We start from the raw sequence: 21,253 nt of genomic DNA on the forward strand, positions 1-21,253 counted from the left end.
CTGATTTTTAATCGTTCCAGTCCCCCGGCGAACTACTCTAATCCCCTTTATCAAGACCCTAAACCCAGCCTGCCTTTCCTCCTTCTAAAAGAATAACCTCTTCCTGTTCGCCCTTGGAAATGACTTTGATCCATGACTTTGATAGGAGAATATCGCAATGAATATGCCAGACTTTACAAAGTCTTGATATCTCCTTGCAAGATGCCATAGTGCAAATGATTATCAATATCCCATTAGGCTTAGGAAGAATATGTCGTACGCTTACCGAAAGGTAGGAATTCCAGGGGATTGTCTTAAAATCTTACAATATTAATCCAAACTTAATAATCATAAAGTTTATCTAATATCGTCCGAAGTTAAGACAAAAGACAGATTCTCTGAAGGACCCGCCGGGTCCTTCACTGGTTTCTACCGTTCAGGCTATCATCCATCTGAGCGGCCTTTTCCGGTCATTTACAATAAGATTACCCCAGCTACCGAAACGATTAAAAATTACAGGCGTGCCTTTTGCATACCCCAGAGGGTTAGGGTGACTGTCAACGTAGATTGCGGAAAAGGAGTTATTCAGGAAAATATCACAAAAGTGAAGAGATAACTTTATGGATTTTAATGATCGTCCCTTTACAGTGGTGTGGGAAACGACAAGGGCCTGTGATCTGGCCTGTCTTCATTGTCGAGCCGATGCGGTCGTCCAACGTAACCCTTTCGAACTTACAACCGAAGAAGCCTATCAACTCATCGGCATGATCAAGGAATTTAATCGGCCTTACCCCTTGTTCATTTTAACAGGAGGCGACCCCCTCAAACGGCCTGATATTTATGAAATTATTGCTTCGGCTACTCAGGAAGGTTTACGGGTTGCCATGACCCCTTCGGCAACTCCCCTGGTTACAAAGGATGTCATAAAACGCCTGGCTGAGGCTGGTCTAACTCGTCTTGCTTTGAGTCTGGATGGGAGTATGGCCGAAGTTCATGATGGATTCAGGGGTGTCTCCGGTTCTTTTGCCCATACCTTACATATCGTAGAATGGTGTCGAGAGTTTGGTATTGAAACCCAAATTCATACCACCGTTACCCGACATAGCCTGGAAGACCTACCTCGTATTGTAGATAGGATTGCCCCATGGGGTATCAAGCTATGGGCTTTGTTCTTCTTAATTGCGACCGGACGTGCCGCCCGTCCTGAAATTCGAAAGCTCAATATTCGTGCCAATGACTTTGAACGGGTCTTCAACTGGCTTTACGATTTGAGTAAATCTGCCCCCTATGATATCACCCCTCGGGAGGGATACCATTACCGGCGGGTCCTGTTACAAAGGCGAGCTCAGGAAATGGGTATACCCGTAGAGAGGCTCCTTAAACAAATCTCCCAAAAGCCCACTACGCCCGGGGAATTAGTGTCTGTCCTAAACCGACCTCAGATCCCTCGAGCCCCATTGGGGGTAAACGATGGAAAAGGAATTGTCTTCATCTCTCATACCGGAACTGTACAACCCAGTGGTTTTTTACCCCATGGGGGGGGTAATGTACGAAAAAACCCTCTGACTGAGATTTACCGTCACTCCCCCCTATTTACCCAAATCCGAGATTACTCTCAACTCAAAGGTAAGTGCGGAGTGTGTGAGTTCAAGGATATATGTGGAGGGAGTCGGGCCCGTGCCTATGCGGTAACAGGAGATTATATGCAAAGCGATCCTTATTGTATCTATCGCCCTCAAAAACCCAAAGAGAGTAATAATGGTTCCTTAATTAGGTCTGGTCAGCCTCGGTCGGGCTTTTAGAAAATGTTCTATTAACTGGATTGAAGAGGTCGCATAACCTGCTGGGAGGAGAATATCTTTCTCACCCCCTCATCCTTTCCCCTCCTGTAGATGGGGAGGATCTTGGTCAGATTTAATAGGATCAATGCCCGGTATTTGATGATTTTCTTACAAATTGTATGATTTTAAGACATATGATCTAAAATTGGTTGAAATAAACCAACGGTTTATTTCAACCAATTTATTTACCCTTCTTCTCCCCTCTCTTATCCCTTCATCTTCCCTCGTAGAGACCCCATGTAGAGCGTCTTTTAAACACTTCTCATCCCTTTCTGTTCTGCTGGTATGGTTGTTGCTTTTCAGAAGGGAGGGATTTGCCTGCTTCATCTATGAGTCGCATAGGGCTAAGAGCAAGTCTCCCTTCCAGACTCGAGTCGTTTAGGGATCTTAGCGGATCTCCCTTCCAGACCATAGTAGATGAGAAGCACGTTTACATTTAAAGTGCCGAAATTTTCTACCAAGCTACGTTATACAACCAGGTTATAACCTTACCATTAACCAAATTTGTAAGGGTGTTCTATGCGATTACCCTTAAACGGGGCAGTTCCATGTAACTGTACTCTGAAGGGCAAACAAGTGAGGTCTCAAAGATGAGGAAAAGTTTTTTTAATCCATGTATGCTATTTCTTCTGATTATGAGGATGGTTATGTTAGGGATGGAGCCCTTAAGGATTCAGGCAGTAGAAGCACCAAAAGAACCGACTAAACTGGAACCCGTTATCGTTACTTCGACACGAATCGAACAACCCCTGGTTAAAGTTCCCGCAGCGGTTGGAATTGTTGAAAAAGAGGATATTCAACTCGGTCAACAGACTGTGGGTTTAGAAGAATCTTTAGAAAAGATCCCAGGGCTCCTCTTTCAAAATCGGTTTAACTTTGCTCAGGATTTGCGAATTTCTATTCGGGGATTTGGAGCCCGGGCCGGATTCGGAATCCGTGGAATCAAGATCCTGTTAGATGGAATTCCAGAAACTTTACCTGACGGTCAGGGTAACCTGGATAGCATTGACCTGGGTTCGGCTGAACGGATCGAGGTTATTCGAGGTCCTGTTTCTTCCCTCTATGGAAATGCATCGGGAGGCGTAATTAGTGTCTTTACAGAAAGTGGACCGGAGCAACCGTTTCTAGAAAGTCGGGCCTCATTGGGAGAATTTGGCTTTCAACAATATCGATTGAAATCTGGAGGTGAGTGGGGGCCCATGAATTATTTGGTGAATTTAACCCGCCTGGAACTGGATGGATGGAGAGAGCATAGTGGAACGGAGAATACATTATTTAACAGTAAATTTCAGTTTACCCTTAACGAGGCTTCCAACTTAACAGCACTGGTTAATTTTGTTGATACGACTTCAGATAGCCCGGGCGGCCTGACCCAGGCTCAGGTTGACTCAGATCGCCGGCAGGCCAGTAGCCGTAATCTGCAATTTGATGCCGGAGAAGAAGTAAACCAGGAACGGGTAGGTATGGTCTACCGAAACCAGTTTACTCCAAACCATGAACTTACAGCCACTACCTATTATACTTCCCGATCTTTGGATAGTAACCTTCCATTTCAGAGCGGAGGGGCTGTAGATCTGGAACGATTTGTGGTGGGAGGGGGAGTCAAATACATTTACTCCCGTCAGATCTTCGGTAAACAAAATCGGCTGGTAGTTGGGATAGACCTGGAGCATCAAAATGACGATCGTCAGCGGTTTAACAATGACAATGGAAAGCGTGGCAGTTTAACCTTTGACCAAACCGAAAAGGTTAGTACGGTGGGACCCTTTGTCCAAAACGAGTTTAGTTTCCTGGAAAATCTGACTTTAACCTTAGGAGGCCGTTATGATCGGGTTCAATTTGAGGTGGACGATCATTTCCTGTCCGATGGGGACGACTCTGGGGATCGGACTCTGGATAAATTCAGTCCCAGGGTTGGGTTACTTTACAGTTGGTCTCCATCCTTCAATTTGTATGGAAACATCTCAACTACCTTTGAAACTCCAACTACCACAGAATTTGCCAACCCTTCAGGAGCCGGGGGGTTTAATCCGAACCTGGAACCGATGACCGCAGTCAATTACGAAGTAGGGGTTAAAGGGGACTTCAAAGGAAAGTTACGTTACGAACTGGCCGCGTTTACCGTTCGAGCTAAGGATGAACTGATTCCCTTTCAATTACCGGACTTTCCAGGTCGTACCTTTTATCAGAATGCAGGAAAATCGACACGGAATGGAATGGAATTAGGTCTCAAGGCAGAACTCCTTAAAGGTCTCACCCTCACCGGAGCTTATACCTATTCAGACTTCTTTTTCGAAGAATTTCAGACAGCAGAGGGGGTATTCGATGGCAATCGAATCCCGGGAATCCCTAGAAATCAGATATATGGAGAAATTGCTTATTTTCATCCTTCAGGGTTATACGGGGTTTGGAACGTTTTATTTGTAGATGAAGTTTTTGCAGACAATGCTAACACGGTAAAGAGTGATGCCTATACGCTTTCCGATTTACGCCTGGGATACACGAAGCACTCTGGGAATTGGGAGTTCTCTCCTTTTATTGGACTGAACAATTTATTTGATGAGGAATATAACGCCAATGTGATCATTAACGCCGGAGGGGGGAGGTTTTTCGAACCGGCACCGGGTTTCAACGTATATGGGGGAATCCAGCTAGGTTATTCTTTCTTCTAATTGTTTCAAACTATAGCTGACCCATTCCTGCTTATAAGGAGGCGAGAAATATGATGAGAAAGCTTGGTTATCTGGCAGTTATCCTGATTAGCTTAATCAGCTTACAATTATTCCAAAGCGCTCAAGGCGAAGAAGTAACCGATGACCGCTTATTAAATGCCTATCAGGATAAAAAAAATTGGCTCCTGTACGGGCGGGACTATGCGAATCAGCGATATAGTCCCCTCGATCAGATCCATGTCCATAATGTTAAAGACCTGACTCTCCGATGGATCTATCAGACAGGGAAGGTAGGATCTTTTCAGACCAATCCCCTGGTGGTGGATGGGGTGATGTATATTACCACCCCTTATAATCACGTTATTGCCTTAGATGCCCGAACCGGCAAGCAAATCTGGCGGTATGAGCATAAACTTCGCACGGAGAAGTTCTGTTGCGGACCTGCTAATCGGGGAGCTGCTGTAGGTTATGGGAAGGTATACATGGCGACCATCGATGCCCGATTGGTTGCCCTGGATCAAAAGACTGGTAAGGTCATATGGGATGTGGAAATCACATACCCTGGAGAGAGAAAGAGTGAGGTGCCAGAGCCCTTGCTGAGAGACAAAGAGTTACAGGGAGGAACCATTATAGGAGCTACAGGATACAGTGCCAATATAGCCCCTTTGGTCTATAAGGGGAAGGTCATTATAGGGACCACAGGTGCCGGCTATGGCTTACATCTCAAGCTCAAAGAAGGGGATCAAACTATCATTTCGGTGGGTGGGCTCTCAGGAGGAGATCACGGCTCTCGCGGTCTCATAGTTGCCTATGATGCCCAAAGCGGAAAGGAGATTTGGAGGTGGTATAGTGTTCCAGAAAAGGGCTGGGAAGGGGAGTGGCGAACTACAACACCGGATGGTTATGATCTCCACCGGGATATTGAAGCAGAAAAGGAAGCGTTTCCAAAATACCCGGATGCCTGGAAGGTGGGGGGAGGTTCCATCTGGTCGAGTCCTGTGGTAGATCCAGAATTGGGCCTGCTCTATGTGGGAACCGGAAACCCTTCTCCTCAGATGGATGACACAACCCGTCCTGGAGATAATCTTTATACCGTGAGCTTGGTAGCTCTGGATGTGGAAACGGGTTTACTCAAATGGTATTATCAGCAGGTCCCCCACGACCGTTGGGATTACGATGTAGCCAGTCCTCCTATATTGTTGGAGGTAACAATAAACGGACAAAAAATCAAGGCCGTTGGGCAGGCAAGTAAGCTAGGGTGGTTTTATATCCACGATCGACAGACGGGCAAGCTCTTGCTGAAATCAGAACCTTTTTTACCCCAAGAGAACTTGTTTGCTAAACCTACCCCCCAAGGGGTCCGCATTACACCCGCCGGTGCTGAAGGTGCCACCTGGTCCCCGGTGGCCTATAGTCCTCAAACGGAGGCGGTTTATATTTCTGCCGTCCGGATACCTTCCCGATTTATTTCCAGGACCCTAATACCTGAAGAAGGCAAACCCTGGAAAAGCTATACGTTCTTTATCCCTACTCAAGAGGAGCGCTCAGGTACCTTCACAGCCATTCATACTTCCACCGGGAAGATTCTGTGGCAGAAAAAAACCGAGCAACCTATGGTAGGTGGAGCTCTGGCAACGGCGGGTGGTTTGGTCTTTACGGGCGAAGGAAATGGATATTTTGACGCTTTTGATGCCAGGACCGGAGAGCTCCTCTGGAGGTTTCAGTGTGGGGCCGGTGTAAACGCTCCACCTATTTCCTATGAGATAGATGGAGTTCAATATATTGCTGTTGCCGCCGGAGGAAATACCCTTATGGGATCTCCCCTGGGGGATGATATCCTGGTTTTTGCCCTCCCGGAGAGGAATGAAAGGTAGGAGATCAGGAACCAGACCGAGATCGAAAAGATTCTGGAGTTGAGCCAGATGAGCTGTACCTGAGAATTAATGGCTTCTAGGGTTTTAGGAAGTAGGGTCTGGGATCCAGGGTCAAGTACCTTAGAGACCCTAAACCCTCAACTTTGGTAAGATGATGGACTTTATAATACACGGAAATGGTTTAATTGAATTGATCATAAAAGGCGGGATCTTAATGATTCCTATCGGGTTATGTTCTATCCTGGTTGTTGCCATTGTTCTTGAACGGATGTATCGATTTCACCGGGCCAGAAGTTATTCTGAGGATTTGGTTCCTAAACTGAGGGATTTAATCGCTGCGGATAAATTCGAAGAGGCTATAAGATTATGCCAAAAATCTCGAGGTATTGTAGCCCGGGTTCTTGAAGAGGTAATCCATAACCGTCACCGATCCGTTGAAGATATCGAAACAAGGATCTCAGTCCTCGGATCTTGGTACTTAAGAGACCTATCCCGGTACCTTCGAGGGCTGGAAGTTATTGGGAATATAACCCCGTTAATGGGCCTATTGGGAACCGTGTTTGGTATGATCAAAGCCTTTATGAAGGTAGCCGAGTTAAGCGAAAAGGTAAATCCCAGTGTTCTGGCGAGTGGTATCTGGGAGGCTTTGTTAACCACGGCTGCTGGCTTGATTGTAGCTATTCCAGCTTTACTGGCTTATCATTATTTTGAGGGAAGAGTTGATGAATATGCATTTCGTATGCAAAACTATAGCATGGACTTACTACAAACCTTGAAAGGACAGGAGTATGATCAAGTTTACCAGGAGAAAGCGGGTCGAAAACAGCCTGAATATGGCTCCTTTGATTGACATGGTATTCCTCTTGCTGATCTTTTTTCTTCTGACTTCCACTTTTATGCGCCTTGATCCGGGTCTGGAAGTAAACCTGCCAGAAGCTCAATCTTCCCATGTACAGGAAGCAGAAGAACCTGTTGTGATCTATTTGACCAAAGATAACCAATTATTTCTGAACGCTAAACCGATTTCCTGGGAGGATTTGAAGACGTATCTCCAGAAGAGCTTAGCCGATAAACCGAATAACGCTGTGGTCCTTAAAGCCGATGCAGGGGTACCTTTTGGGCTCTTCGTTAAAGTGATGGACATCTCGAGGCAAGCTGGTGTCTTGGATTTAACTGTTTCCACCCGTATTCCTCAGGGATTTCATTAATTCTTTTTTGGAGATTTGGTACAACTCCTATGAAAATTGCTCTGATTATCTCTATCCTGATTCACATAGGCGTTATCATCTTTTTAAATAGTCGGTCGTGGATTCCCGATCAGCAAAAACCTCCATCCCTTCAAATACGAGTTTCTCTAAGAAACGAAGAACAAAAAGGGGTCGGGGATAATAAAGAAGTCCAGATCCTTCCAAAACCCCTAGAAGTCGGGTCGAATCCACCCTCTTCTTTCCCCCGACCGCTCGATTTCGACTTCCCATCTGTTCCTCGACCTGAAGTAACCCATCCCTTTCAGGATAGGCAATTTGTTGAGGATACCCTCCAACCTGTCAAACCTGAATCCAGAGGTCAGAAGAGGGTTCCGGTTCTAGAAGAAGCCCCATTACCTCCAAAACCCCCGGAATTATCCAGGGTCCTGGAAAAACCGGATAGGTCAAATCAGACGATCCCAGAACCTCCGGTGAAACCGGAAATCTGGAAACCCGAACAGGTTCCCATGCCCCCCAAACCGATTCCAACGGTAAAAGAAATCGCTCCACAGGCAAAGAAGGCGGTAGTCAGGAACCTTAAACCGGCTCAAAAAGTGCAAAAACCCAGGCCAACAACAACTCCAAAACCGACTACGCCCGTTCCGCCTTTGTATAAACCGATTGAGCAAACCCTAACTCAAAAGGTAGAACAAAACATTCCTTCTGACAAGGAAGTTTCCAAAGAGGTGTCAACTTCTATCATTCAAACGCCACCCCAGGACTCCGGGTCAAAGATTCTAGAAACAATTCCTGGAGAGGGGGAAGATTATCTGCCCCCTGAACAGGTTGGTATGACCACCAGCCAGGTGGGTACGGATTTTCCTGTGCCTGCAGGTCAACCATCTGCTGAAACTAAACCAAAGGAACCCGCCTCCCCCGCAGATATGAAATTTGACTCGCTGACCGATCCTGTTCCACGCTATAATCCACGCCCTGAGTATCCCCGTGAGGCCAGAAGATTTGGATGGGAAGGAACCGTACTCTTAATCATACAGGTTCTTCCTGATGGAAACACCGGGAAAATCGAGATTAAAGAAAGCTCCGGATATTCAGTTCTGGATCAGGCAGCCGTACAGGCCATTCGCAGGTGGCGGTTTACACCAGCCCAGCGGCAAGGAATATCTGTTCCTGCTACCATAGAACTTCCTGTCATCTTCAAGTTGAACTAATAACCTGTGATTTCTGGATCGTAAGGGGCATTTACCTCATTGTTGTTTTTCCGATTTAATGGCATCACTGATCCACGTCAGGGCCCGTATGGTCGCGGGGAAACCCAGCGTTGTGACGGCCAGTACCGCAACGTGTTGAAGCTCTCTGGGCTCGATCCCAACGGCCAGAGCATTGCGCACAGCCGAATGTGTTGCACCCTCAAGCCCTGCACCAACGGCCAGGGCTAGTTTGACAAGGCGTCGGGTCTTCTCATCCAGGGGTCCTGCTTCGTGGCAGCGATCCCCTAGTTGCGTGAAAGCGTTCCACACATCGGCATAGTTATTCTTAAACTCTTCAACGGGTTGTGGTAGTTTATTTGACATAGCTTAGTTCCTCCTTATTCAGATTCAGGGCTACAGGAAAGGAAACGCTCCTTCTCCACACCCTGCAGCACGTTCACATAGTATATAGAAAGATTCATTATCCAGAAGGGAGCGTAGGAGTCCAGGAGTGTGGAAGACTCAACACTCTTACTCCTATCTCTATACTCTACTCTACTCTTTTCTATCTTTTCGCCATTTGTTCGTAAAAATGCCAGCGCTCTTTGACTGTTTCCTGAGCTTCAGCCAGTAACTTGGCGGCGACTTTGGGATCACTTTGCAACAGCATGCGGTAGCGGGCCTCATTGTAAATGTAATCCCTCAGGGGAATCTTCGGCTCTTTGCAATCCAGTTGAAGCGGGTTCTTGCCTTCCGCTTTCAAGGCCGGATTGTAGCGATAGAGGAGCCAGTAACCGGACTCAACCGCCAGTTTTTGCTGACTCATGCCCTTGCTCATATCAATGCCGTGAGCAATGCAGTGACTGTAGGCGACAATCAATGAAGGCCCTTCATAGGCCTCAGCTTCCAGGAAGGCCTTGACGGTCTGGGCATCGTTGGCACCCATGGCTACCTGAGCGACATAGATGTTACCGTAGCTTATAGCCATCAAGCCCAGGTCCTTCTTAGAACAGGTCTTGCCTCCCGCAGCGAATTTGGCCACCGCGCCCCGTGGGGTAGCTTTGGAGGCCTGGCCGCCGGTGTTGGAATACACCTCGGTGTCCAGTACCAACACGTTAACGTTATATCCGCTGGCCAGTACGTGGTCCAGACCGCCGTAGCCGATATCATAGGCCCAACCATCGCCACCTACAATCCATACGCTCTTCCTGACCAAAACATCAGCGAGGCTCAACAAATCCCGTGCTGCTGGCTGATTCACATCGGCTAGTTTAGCTTTCAACTCTGCCACGCGCCGGCGTTGGGCTTCGATGCCAGACTCGTCAGATTGATTAGCCTCCAGCAGGGCTATGGCCAGATCTGCACCGATGAGATCCTGAAAATGACTCACCAACTGACGTGCGTATTCAATCTGCCGGTCCAAAGCCAGGCGCATGCCCAAGCCAAACTCGGCGTTGTCTTCAAAGAGTGAATTACTCCAGGCTGGACCCCGACCTTCTTTGTTCTGAGACCAGGGCGTGGTGGGGAGGTTGCCACCATAAATGCTGGAGCAACCCGTAGCGTTGGCAACAAGGGCCCGATCTCCGAAAAGCTGCGTGAGCAGTTTCAAATATGGAGTTTCGCCACATCCAGCACAGGCTCCCGAGAACTCAAAGAGTGGCTGCAAGAGTTGTACATCCTTGATGCTGTTGAATTTTAAGACCCCATGCCGGGAAACTTCCGGCAGGCTCAGGAAGAAGTCCCAATTTTTTCTCTCTTGCTCCCGCAGAGGTCGTTGTGGTTGCATATGGATGGCCTTGCGCCATACCCGCATTTTATCTTTCACGGGACAAACTTCCACACACAAGTTGCACCCTGTACAGTCTTCTACCGCTACTTGCAGTGTATATTTTTTGTTCGATAGCTCCCGCCAACGGGCATTGGCAGACTTAAAAGTCTCTGGTGCATTGGTCAGCATGCTCTCGTCGTACACTTTGGCACGGATGGCAGCGTGGGGGCAGACCAATACGCATTTGCCGCATTGGATGCAGAGGTCTGGCTCCCAGACAGGGATTTCTAAGGCGATGTTGCGCTTTTCCCATTGGGCGGTTCCGGTAGGGTAGGTCCCATCGGCTGGCAAGGCGCTGACCGGCAACCGATCACCCCGACCAACGATCATCTCGGCGATTACCTTTTGTACAAATTCCGGAGCAGTAGCCGGCACCACCGGCGGTAATGGGACAACACTGGTGACCCGATCGGGTACCTTTACTGGATAAAGGTGGGCCAAGGTCTCGTCCACAGCAGCATAATTTTGCCGTACGACGGTTTCCCCCCGCTTGCCGTAGGTCCTTTGGATGGCCTGTTTGATCTTAACGATGGCCTCATCCTGTGGTAGCACGCCACTGAGGGCGAAGAAGCAGGTCTGCATAATCGTATTGATGCGTACACCTAAACCCAGGGCCTTGGCCACTTTGTAGCCATCAATAACGTACATCTTGAGCTTTTTGGCGAGGATCTGCTCCTGGACAGGCCTGGGTAGATGATCCCAGATTTCGTCTGGGCCGTAAGGACTGTTGAGCAGGAAGATGGCGCCCTCTTCGACGTTTTCCAGCACAGGATAGCGCTCCAGGAAACTGAATTGGTGGACGGCTACAAAGTTGGCCTGCTGGATCAGATAGGTACTATGGATAGGTCGGGGGCCGAAGCGTAGGTGAGATACGGTAACGGCACCAGCCTTTTTGGAGTCGTAGACGAAGTAACCCTGGGCGTAGTTAGGTGTTTCTTCACCGATGATTTTAATGGTGTTCTTGTTGGCACTCACCGTACCATCGGAGCCCAGGCCCCAAAACACAGCTCGTACCTCATCCTTCGGTTCAGTCATGAAGTTGGGATCGTAATCCAAGCTGGTGAAGGTCACATCATCTGAAATGCCAATGGTGAAATGGCTTTTGGGCGTAGGTTGGGTCATTTCGTCGAAGATACCTTTGATCATGGCCGGTGTAAACTCCTTAGACGATAGGCCGTAGCGACCTCCAATCACCCGAGGCATATCAGGGAAAGGGGCTGTGCCGTTGGTCATGGCCTCAAAGATGGCTGTGACTACATCCTGGTAGAGGGGCTCCCCAGCGCTACCCGGCTCTTTGGTGCGGTCCAGAGCAGCAATAACTTTAACCGTGGCGGGTAGAGCAGCCACCAGATGTTCAGCCGAGAAGGGGCGGTAGAGGCGCACCTTCAGTAAACCTACCCTTTCTCCTTGGGCTATCAGAGCATTAACGGTTTCTTCAGCGGCTTCGCAGCCAGAACCCATCAGCACGATCACCCGTTCTGCGTCCGGCGCACCCACATAATCGAACAGGTGATACGAGCGACCTACCCTCGTGGCAAATTTGTCCATGATCCTCTGCACAATAAGGGGCGTGGTCAGATAGTAGGGATTAACGGCCTCCCGGGCCTGGAAGTAAACATCCGGATTCTGCGCAGTACCACGTAACACCGGTCGATCCGGGGATAGGCTGCGCAAGCGGTGAGCCCGTACCAAATTATCATCAATCATGGCCCGGATGTCTTCTTCCGACAGCTTTTCGATCTTCATCACCTCGTGGGAGGTGCGAAAACCATCGAAAATGTGCAAAAAGGGCACCCGAGCCTCCAGGGTGCTGGCCTGGGCAATGAGGGCAAAATCCATCACTTCCTGTACTGAATTGGCGAAGAGCATTCCCCAGCCCGTGGCCCGGGTCGCCATTACGTCGCTGTGATCACAGAAAATGGACAAGGCCTGGGTGGCTAGAGAACGGGCTGCAATGTGAAAGACCGTGCTGGTCAGTTCACCAGCAATCTTATACATATTGGGGATCATCAACAATAAGCCCTGGCTGGCTGTGAAAGTGGTGGTTAAGGAACCTGCTTGCAGTGCTCCATGAACAGCACCGGCTGCGCCCCCTTCAGACTGCATCTCCTGGACTACGGGTACAACCCCCCAAATGTTCTTCTCCCCCGCAGCTGCCCAAGCGTCAGCAAGCTCACCCATAGGCGTGGAGGGTGTGATGGGGTAAATGGCAATCACCTCATTGGTCTTATAGGCTACGTAGGCTGCCGCTTCATTGCCATCTATCGTTACTTGGTTACGTCTCATAGCGCTATCTCCAATCCTAATCAGTTAAATACCCGGCTCCTACCTTCGACAAACCAGGGACTCTACTTTTCTGCTTGCCAAACCTTCTTAATAGATAACTTGAGCTCTGAACAGAAAACCAGATTCAGTCTCTTTATGGCTATCTTGAGGTTTGACAATATCATAATCAAACATAAGTCGTACATTCTTCTGAAAATAAAGATTAAACGCAGGCGTGATTAAGGTCGCCCCATCATCCCCTACCTCCCTATTCGGATCGGTGAAATCTACCCGAAAAACAGGTTCAAAGGCTACCAACCGCTTGGTATTTTGAACCGGAATACGATAGGCGACTACCGTGGTAAAACCCACAAAGGTGGCGGTCTTATCTCCCCTTAAAAACCCACCTGATGGGTTATCAAAATTATCTCCAAAATCCACCTCCCCTATCAGCCACAGCCCCTGCTCTGAGTTGGGTCGATACTGAACATCAAAACCGAAAGCCTGCACATTGGTAGAATCCACCGCATTACCCGAACTATCCCGGATGGGGTCCCCATTGAGAGTGTTGTTAACAAAATCGGCTGCCAGATCCAATCCCTTTAAAGGGGTGACCACCACCCGACCGACTATCTGTTTTCCATTATTAATATCAAACTTATTAAGCCCCTCTCCATTGAAAACACCAACTTGATAAGAAATATTGGTCCCCTTGCCCAGAAGGTCCTTAAAGCTTCCCAACACCGTTATGCCAATATCCCGCTCGTTATAGCGGAGGGCTTGTAGGAGATTATCCAGAGCTTTCTGTCCCACCCCTTGAAGGCGAATCCCCCTTTCCACAGTTGGATAGGCTGTATCAGCGATGAGCTGGACGACGCTAAAGGGCTTTTTATATTGACCCAATTTTAATTGGAAGCCCGGTTCAAATCCTACATTCAAAAAAGCATCTCGAAGAATACCTGGTTGCGTGCCATCTTTATTGGGAGCTCCATCCAGTTCAAAACGTCCCGTGATCCAGTCATTAAAATTAGCTATAGCTCCTATGCGGGCCCGACGTATTTCAAAGGAATTACTTACGGCATCGTCCACGGTACTGGTTGTGTATTGGAGTTGAACGAAGCCGGTGATAGTTATTTTATCTGCAAATCCAGGAATAACCTGAATTTTGGGAGTCTCTTCTTTTTTCTCCTCTACTTTCTTTTCTTCTGCAGCACCCACCATCAAGGATAAAATTAAACTCACCAGGAAAGCTAAAATAGAGCTGTAAAGGGTTTGCATAACTTACTCCTTTCTAGTTAAAGCTTTATTAAACGGTTTAAGCTTTTCTTCAAGCGACAAGTCGAACAGAGGGCCAGCATAGGGGGTTGGGAATTCTTCTCTGAAAGTCTGTTTTGTACCTTCGCAAGCATTTTTGCTGGAGCGATCTCTTCCTTGCACTCTCGACAATAGATTATTTGGTCTTTAGTTAGAGAGAGGGGGCCTTTTTGCAGAAGCTCAAAATCGAGCCCTCTTTCAAGACTCAATACCTGTTCTGGGCACTGGCCAACACACTCCCCGCAAGCTACACAGGAGGCATGAGCAAAATTCAGATTATATTCTCTTCCTTCCTCTTCTATGGTTAAAGCCTGAGTGGGACAGACGCTTGGACAAATCCCACAGAATGTACAGAAGGAAGGCCCTTGAAGGGCAAGAAGACCCAGGGGAGCCTCCTTCTCAACGAGTCGCTCATGCTTCGGGGAAACTGAACCTAGAAGGACTTTGAGAAGGGAGGAGAGATCAAAGGTGGCAAGGAGGGCCTTTCGTAAAGGCTCTCCTTGAGGAAAGGGGAGAGAGGACTGTTCCAAGGTTTCGAGAAATATTTGAAGCTTTCGGGAAAGTGCCTCTTCAGATCCTTCTCCAGCATTTAAAGAACAAAGCCTTGATCCTTCAACACCCAACGCTGCAAAGAGAGCCTCAGCGAAGTGGAGCATATTCTGAAAACGAGGATTATGACAGGCACAGGTTTGGGTAGTGCAGGACAAAAGAGTAATTCCAGCCGCTCCCAAAGAGAGTGCCTTAAGGAGTAGAAAAGGGCTTAGAAGAGCCAGGGAGGGAAGACGAAGATCAAGGATCTGTAAAGAAGAAGTGGTAAGAGGAGCTATTATCCGTTCCAAACCTTTTCCAAGGTGTGGGGTAATCTGCTGACAGGTAAAAAGGAGCATCTTTTTGGTTGTTTCCTTCTCTCCATCCCTCAGCAGCAGAGCCAGTTGGGCATCAAGTTCTTTAGGACTGAAGGGAGGAAAAAGAATAGCTTGTTGAGGGCAGATGGAGACACAGAGCCCACACCCTGTACAATCTTCCTTTTTAATTAACACATGCCCTTCCTGGAAGAGAATAGCCCCTTCAGGACAACTGGGGAGACAGAGCCGACAACCGGTTGATGCCATACAGGAAGAAGCCTCTACAGCAGGGATCACTTCATAATGTCGATGTAAAAGAGAGAAGAGGAGGTCCCGGCGACTGAGGGTTTGCCTATCTGGCAGTGGGGTGGACTTGAGGTAATCTGGTGTAAGACCGGCCCGTGCTTTGGCCCGCAGGGTGGCTACTAGGGTGAGGGATACAAATGTCTCTGTTCGCTCCTGGCTTTGTGAAAATTGGTCTGCTTTTTTCAATGGTGGGGTAAGGAGTTCTACAGAGAACAATTGGAAACCCACTTGTTCCAGGAGGGAAGTGAAGGAAGAGGGATTTTTCTCCTGACAACATTGAGACAATACGAGGGCCCGGAATTCCTGGATCGCTAATCGTTTCACCTGTTCGGGGAATGTCGTACACAGATCCTGGATGGAAATAACTTGCAGGGCAGAATCATAGTTCTGGAGTGCATTGACAACCTCCTCCAGGAGGATCCCTTCTCTCCTGATACAGCCACACAGAATTACACCTACTTTCATTTGTTCCAATCCTTTGTTTGTTGCCTGTTTTCCCTAATATGGGAGGGAAGGATGGAAAGGCAGTGGAGGGATAGGATTCAGGATACCCTCTCACTACCTCCCCACAAACAACAGATCCCTTTCGATCAACTATGGCCTACTATTTGCTGCCTTTCGTCTATGTACTTGCCTCTAACAGATCAATAAGAGTGTGGAGATAGTCATTCTCACACAGGAGATAACCTACCGTTACCTGGGCCAGGCCCCGATAGAAAAAAGAAGAGCTTGTTTCTGATACCTTTTTGGTAAACGTGGGAACCCACTGCAGTAGATGCCTTGCTAAAAAGCTCTGTTCAACCTGTATCACTCCGGCTATGAGGGTTTCTTCCCTCTGCCATAATGCGGCTTCTTCTTCACACAGGAGGGCGAGGAACTCTAACTCCACAGCAACATGATCGGGAAGATCCTTTAGATCAGAAGAGAGGACTCTTCCGGCTTCTTCATAGGCTTTAAGTACCGAGAGGGTTGTTTCTCCCATCACCATATACCCGGCTTCTCGATAAATCGACTCATAAGGGGGTACAAGCGGAGGGCCGGGCCCAACAAACAAACGGGTGTACTCGGCCTGTAATTCCATGTAAATTGCTGAACGTGTTCTTTCTCTTGCTTCCAAAGTGAAACTTTCTAAAGTGAGCATCCCGGGAGAATATCTCAAGGGAGGAAACAGGTTCTCCTTTAGAGAGGACATAAAATACCCCTCCTGGATTCCTTCTACCAACTCATAAGTTGGCGGGTAAAATCCAGAGGTGAGCAGGTTATATACCAGGCTCCGCCGGGCGGCAAGCCATCCTAACTCTTTGCCTGCTTCAGCTTCCATACCCTTTGTTAATCCTGCAGGACGTGAGGTTAACAGGGGAGATTGGGAAAGGGCTTGTTTCATGATTTCTTCACCTCCGCAAGAGAAGGAACTCCCTCTTCAGGGGAAGCGCCTTCTTCTTCTATTTCAACCAAAGGGAAAAGCTTGGCACAGATGGCGAAGAAGAGAACTCCCAAAGCATAAACTCCTGCGACCAGGGAGTACTCTACCCAGGTGAGGTTATAAACGCCGTGGGGATAAGGGAGGAAGTGATCGGCATGCAACTGGGAAGGAATTGTGATGTTCCAGCGCTCGGCCAGCACTCCCAGCACCACAAGAAGAGAGGCAACCCCCACACCGAAATCGGTACGAGTTTGTGGAAAGGCCAGAATAACAAAGGGTACCAGTAATCCCAGGATCAGGTTGAACCAGAAGACGAAGGCGAAATGTCCATAAACCATCTCCTGGAAAATGCCAAGTGCTGCTGGTTCTCTGGCAAAAGTGACGGTCAACAATTCAGCAAAGAGAAAATAGCCTAGGATAGGAATCGTAAAGAAAAGGAGACTTCCGAGTGCCTTCACTACCTCATCCTTGATCGCTAACTTCAAGAGCTTTCTCCCCAGCACGACAGCCAAACTTACAAGGGCCAGACCCGAAACGGTGGCCGAGACCACAAACAGAGGTCCAAGGAGAGCGCTGTGCCAGCCGGGACGTGCTTTAAGAAGCCCCATAATCCAGGCAGTAACAGAGTGAAGTGCCACTGCCAGAGGAAGAGCGATAATGGCCAGACCTCTTAAAATCTTACGATCCCTTTGTAACGCTTTCTCAGAAGTATCGGTATATCCCAGGGCGAGGAACCTATAGAGCCCCCGCTTCTGGGGGATCGCTTCCATACATTTCACCAGATCTGCACGGGTTCCGAAATAGCCATAAGCGAGACCCACCAACAGATAGGTTGTGATGACGATAACATCCCAGATCAGAGGGGAACCCAGCCGCCCATAGGCCAAGAGATGCCAAATCCGATCCGGTCGCCCAAGATCAAGGGTAATAAAAATGGTGGCCAAGACCAGGCAGCCAATGGCTAAAAGCTCTGCAATCCGGGCCACTGATTTGAATTTCTGAATATTAAAGGCGTGTACCAGAGAGGCTACAATGACACCACCGGCACTCAAGCCGATAAAGAAGATAAAGTTGACGATGTAAAACCCCCAGTAGGTTGGTGTATTCATCCCTGTGACGCCTAATCCATAGATAAGCTGATAGGAATAGGCATATAGGGCCCAGGCAATAATAAGTCCAAGGACGACCACAGTGAGATAATACTTTGACCCTGTATGCATCAACGGTTGGAGATATTTTTCTTCTAAACGATTCATAATTATCCCTCCCCCAGATAGATCACCCTTGGTTTTGTCCCTAACTCTTCCAAGAGTCTAAAAGCTCTTTGTTCTTTAGCCAGTTTGGCCACCTGGCTGTTTGGATCCTCTAGATCGCCAAAGTAGATGGCACCACCGGTACACGTTTGTTGACAGGCCGTTTTCACATCCCCATCCCGCAGTTCTCTCCCCTCCGCCTGGGCTTTAACTTTAGCAGCCTCTATACGGTGGACACAGAAGGTACATTTCTCCACTACTCCTTTAGGCCGGAGGGGCACATCGGGATTAAGATTTTCTGTAGTGGGATACTCTGGTTGCTTCCAATTAAAGTAGCGTACTCCATAAGGACAGGCTACCAGGCAATAGCGGCAGCCAATACAAAGGTCGTTATTCTGTGCCACAAGCCCATCGTCCCGTTTATAGGTAGCTCCCACCGGGCAGACCTGCACACAGGGGGGTTCATCACAATGCATGCAGGGACGTGGGAGGAAACGGGCTTTTACAAGAGGATATTCCCCCTCCACGATGGCCAATACCTGGTTCCAGAAGATATTTCTTCCCTTCTGGCTTTCTTCCGGGCCAGCCACCGGTTGATTATTTTCTGCCACACAGGCTACAGTACAGGCCTGACAAGCAGTACACCTATCCAGATCGATCACCATTCCCCATCTAGCCATATAACTCACCTCCCTCCACCTTGTAGATTTTCACACGGGTAGAGAAAAAGGCTGCAAGGCCTCCCAACAAGTCATTTTCGTGAACCAAAATTTCATTGGGATTAACACCCCGTCCCTTTGCCCAACGACCATAGGCTTTATGTCCCAACTCATAGGGGATATTGACCACGTAAGGCATCGCTCCAGGATAGAGCTTGGCACGCGTTTTGATCCTACCAACCTGGGATTCCACCCAGACCCAATCACCGTCTGAAATTCCCAGCTTCTCTGCCGTCTTCGGATTGATCTCTACCCAGCTATCCCAACGCATCCCTACATGCAAGCCAAGGATCTGTTGCAACCAGGAAGCATTAGCTCCTCGCCCTTCCGCGTGAGTCATAAGCTTGTACGTATTTAGGAGGAATGGATATTCTTTCTCATCCCCGACATGGCGAATTGGTTCATAATGAGGGAGATAAACTTCATCGCCACGTGCCTGAAGTTTTAAACCCTGAAGCATCTCCTCCATTGCCTGCTCTTGGCTAATCTTCCGAGCTTCGGCGTCTTTCTTGGCCAGATCTTCTAGTTTATGCTCCAGATTTTGGGAGAAAAACTCAAACTTTTTGGAAGGGGTCTGGAACCCATGGGCCCAATCCCGAAACTTATAAGGGGGATCCGCCCAGAACCCTTCTTGTTTGAAGCGCTCCCAGAACTCTTCGAACGTTGCAGCTACAATAGTTCCTCTTTGGGCCTCAAAGAGTCCTTTTACTTTATCTTTGATCAACTCTTCGTAATTCTTCCAAGGGAAAGACTCTGCCATTGTTCCCCCCATGGTATGGGCAATCTGGATAAGGACATCGCCGGTGCTCCGGGTATTGTAAAGGGGTTTGACCACGGGCTGACGCAGGCTGATTACCGGATAACCCAGACTCGGATAAATCACATCGTCATGCCAACGTTCCAGATAAGTATGATCCGGGAGGATGAGGTCTGCAAATTGGGCCGACTCACTCATGAAGGGAGTAAAATCCACAATGAAGGGAACTTCTTTAAAGGCCTTGTAGAAGCGATTGACGTCAGGTGTAGAAAAGAGAGGATTTGTATAGTAAAGCAGAAGGGTATCAGCAGGATACGGCCCCTCACCCAGGAGGAATTCCGGGAGATCCTGGTAAACCTTACCGGCCAGGGGAAAACGTTTGGTACCCGCATAATCGATACGGGGTTGCTTGTTTCCCCTCTTGGCTAGATCGTCTTGTACAATATCCGGCCATTTGCTGAGGGGGGGATTGTTCTGAACGATAACCCCCCCTGGCACCTCTAAACTCCCCACAAGGGCGTTAAGAGCATGGATGGCCATTCGGTTGTAGACCCCGTTGGACTGCATGCTGGCTCCCCGTTCCCCGGCCGCAATAGCAGGCTGGGTTGTCGCAAATTCTCGAGCCAGGCGTACAATCGTCTCTTCAGAAACGCCCGTAATGGAGGCAACTTTCTCGGGTGGATAGTCCCTAAGAACGAGGGTTTTGAAACCTATATGCTCTTTGCCCGTATTTTCATCGGTCCAATCTTCAAAGCCAAAAGTATGCTCTGTAATGAACTCTTGGTTATAGAGTCCTTCTTTAATGATCACATGGGCGATACCCAGGGCTAGAGCACCGTCGGTACCTGGATTGATGGGCACCCATTCATCTGCCTTAGCAGCAGTGATGGAAAGACGGGGTTCGATTTGAACAATCTTGGCCCGGATGGGACGTCCTCGACGCATATGGCCATAAGCCCGAAGGAGTCGCGTTGTGGGTCGCCAGGCCTCAATAAACCCCCCCCCAAAGCAAAGGAGATAGTTGGTATGATCCCAATCATATCCTAAATATGCTTTGACTCCCTGAGTCAGATAATGGGCTTGAGCACTTCCATCGGCACAAATACTGCTGTGCCCCACATGATTGGGAGATCCATAGGCAGCCATAAAACGGTCAATGAGACTTCCCATCTGTCCCCGATTGCGACCGCTCATGAAAATGAGTCTATGGGGTTCCCCCTTCTCTCTCAGAGCTTTGAGTCTGTTGACTACTGTGGCAATGGCTTCCTCCCAACTGATCTGCTCCCAATTTCCTGAACCCCGTTCACCTATTCGACGTAAGGGTCCTTTGATACGATCAGGATCGTAAAGGATCTGGAGACCGATGTGCCCTTTAGGACAGAGCCGCCCTTGATTAATTGGGTGGCGGGGATTCCCTTCAATCTTAACCGCTCGTCCATCAACAACCCGAACCAGAATCCCACAACCGGCAGGACATTGAAGGCAAACACTGGGAACTTGATGCTCCTCTCGAATCCGTTGAGGTGGCGCAACTCCTCCTTGCACAAAGTTCTTGGAAAGGTATCCTGTCGCCGCCATAGTTACGCCTCCTGCGAGAGATGTTTTAATAAAGGCTCGTCGTGAGAATTGCATAACCTTTTCCTCCTTCTTTCTCTGTTTTATGACTTCTGCCTATATTGCCTGAACTAATTAAGAAAGACCGCAATTAGTATGCCAGATTCAAAATATGGAAACTCTCTCCTAAGAGGTAACCACACCGGAGGGTTCCAAGCTCTGGACGAG

General features: G+C 48.5%; 14 protein-coding genes. 6 read left to right on the plus strand and 8 right to left on the minus strand.

Features of this window, described 5'->3' with window-relative positions; genetic code table 11:
* Window positions 1-599: 599 nt before the first annotated feature.
* The 6 genes from VNM22_12690 to VNM22_12715 all read left to right on the plus strand — a co-directional run bounded on the left by VNM22_12690 (window position 600) and on the right by VNM22_12715 (window position 8,782).
* Window positions 600-1,781 carry a TIGR04053 family radical SAM/SPASM domain-containing protein gene (locus VNM22_12690; protein HWP48014.1) on the plus strand — a complete coding sequence of 394 codons (1,182 nt, stop codon included), beginning with the start codon at window positions 600-602 and terminating at the stop codon, window positions 1,779-1,781.
* 686 nt (window positions 1,782-2,467) lie between these two features.
* Window positions 2,468-4,492 carry a TonB-dependent receptor gene (locus VNM22_12695; GenBank protein ID HWP48015.1) on the plus strand — a complete coding sequence of 675 codons (2,025 nt, stop codon included), beginning with the start codon at window positions 2,468-2,470 and terminating at the stop codon, window positions 4,490-4,492.
* Between the two features lie 50 nt (window positions 4,493-4,542).
* Window positions 4,543-6,366, plus strand: a complete 1,824-nt coding sequence (locus tag VNM22_12700; protein HWP48016.1) for a PQQ-binding-like beta-propeller repeat protein — start codon at window positions 4,543-4,545, stop codon at window positions 6,364-6,366.
* A gap of 214 nt (window positions 6,367-6,580) precedes the next feature.
* Window positions 6,581-7,216, plus strand: coding sequence for a MotA/TolQ/ExbB proton channel family protein (locus tag VNM22_12705; GenBank protein ID HWP48017.1), 636 nt, complete (start codon window positions 6,581-6,583; stop codon window positions 7,214-7,216).
* Window positions 7,155-7,574, plus strand: a complete 420-nt coding sequence (locus tag VNM22_12710; GenBank protein ID HWP48018.1) for a biopolymer transporter ExbD — start codon at window positions 7,155-7,157, stop codon at window positions 7,572-7,574. The genes VNM22_12705 and VNM22_12710 overlap by 62 nt, the downstream gene beginning before the upstream one ends.
* A gap of 29 nt (window positions 7,575-7,603) precedes the next feature.
* Entirely contained in the window at window positions 7,604-8,782 is a 1,179-nt protein-coding gene (locus VNM22_12715; GenBank protein HWP48019.1) for a TonB family protein, read from the plus strand.
* A 36-nt stretch (window positions 8,783-8,818) separates the two neighbouring features.
* Here VNM22_12715 and VNM22_12720 read toward each other — a convergent pair whose 3' ends face one another.
* The 8 genes from VNM22_12720 to VNM22_12755 all read right to left on the minus strand — a co-directional run bounded on the left by VNM22_12720 (window position 8,819) and on the right by VNM22_12755 (window position 21,103).
* Window positions 8,819-9,145, minus strand: coding sequence for a carboxymuconolactone decarboxylase family protein (locus VNM22_12720; protein ID HWP48020.1), 327 nt, complete (start codon window positions 9,143-9,145; stop codon window positions 8,819-8,821).
* A 181-nt stretch (window positions 9,146-9,326) separates the two neighbouring features.
* Complete coding sequence (nifJ, locus tag VNM22_12725) at window positions 9,327-12,875, minus strand: pyruvate:ferredoxin (flavodoxin) oxidoreductase (protein ID HWP48021.1); 3,549 nt, start codon at window positions 12,873-12,875, stop codon at window positions 9,327-9,329.
* 87 nt (window positions 12,876-12,962) lie between these two features.
* Window positions 12,963-14,132: a porin gene (locus tag VNM22_12730; protein HWP48022.1), complete on the minus strand. Its 1,170-nt coding sequence runs from the start codon at window positions 14,130-14,132 to the stop codon at window positions 12,963-12,965.
* A gap of 17 nt (window positions 14,133-14,149) precedes the next feature.
* Complete coding sequence (locus tag VNM22_12735; protein ID HWP48023.1) at window positions 14,150-15,784, minus strand: 4Fe-4S dicluster domain-containing protein; 1,635 nt, start codon at window positions 15,782-15,784, stop codon at window positions 14,150-14,152.
* A gap of 157 nt (window positions 15,785-15,941) precedes the next feature.
* Window positions 15,942-16,703: a molecular chaperone TorD family protein gene (locus tag VNM22_12740; GenBank protein ID HWP48024.1), complete on the minus strand. Its 762-nt coding sequence runs from the start codon at window positions 16,701-16,703 to the stop codon at window positions 15,942-15,944.
* Window positions 16,700-17,998: an NrfD/PsrC family molybdoenzyme membrane anchor subunit gene (gene nrfD, locus VNM22_12745; GenBank protein ID HWP48025.1), complete on the minus strand. Its 1,299-nt coding sequence runs from the start codon at window positions 17,996-17,998 to the stop codon at window positions 16,700-16,702. Before nrfD ends, VNM22_12740 begins: the two co-directional genes overlap by 4 nt.
* 2 nt (window positions 17,999-18,000) lie before the next feature.
* On the minus strand, window positions 18,001-18,675 hold the full coding sequence (locus tag VNM22_12750; GenBank protein ID HWP48026.1) for a 4Fe-4S dicluster domain-containing protein: 675 nt from the start codon (window positions 18,673-18,675) through the stop codon (window positions 18,001-18,003).
* Complete coding sequence (locus tag VNM22_12755) at window positions 18,668-21,103, minus strand: molybdopterin-dependent oxidoreductase (protein HWP48027.1); 2,436 nt, start codon at window positions 21,101-21,103, stop codon at window positions 18,668-18,670. Before VNM22_12755 ends, VNM22_12750 begins: the two co-directional genes overlap by 8 nt.
* Window positions 21,104-21,253: the final 150 nt, after the last annotated feature.

The organism is Candidatus Limnocylindrales bacterium, assembly GCA_035559535.1.
Classification (GTDB): domain Bacteria; phylum Moduliflexota; class Moduliflexia; order Moduliflexales; family JAUQPW01; genus JAUQPW01.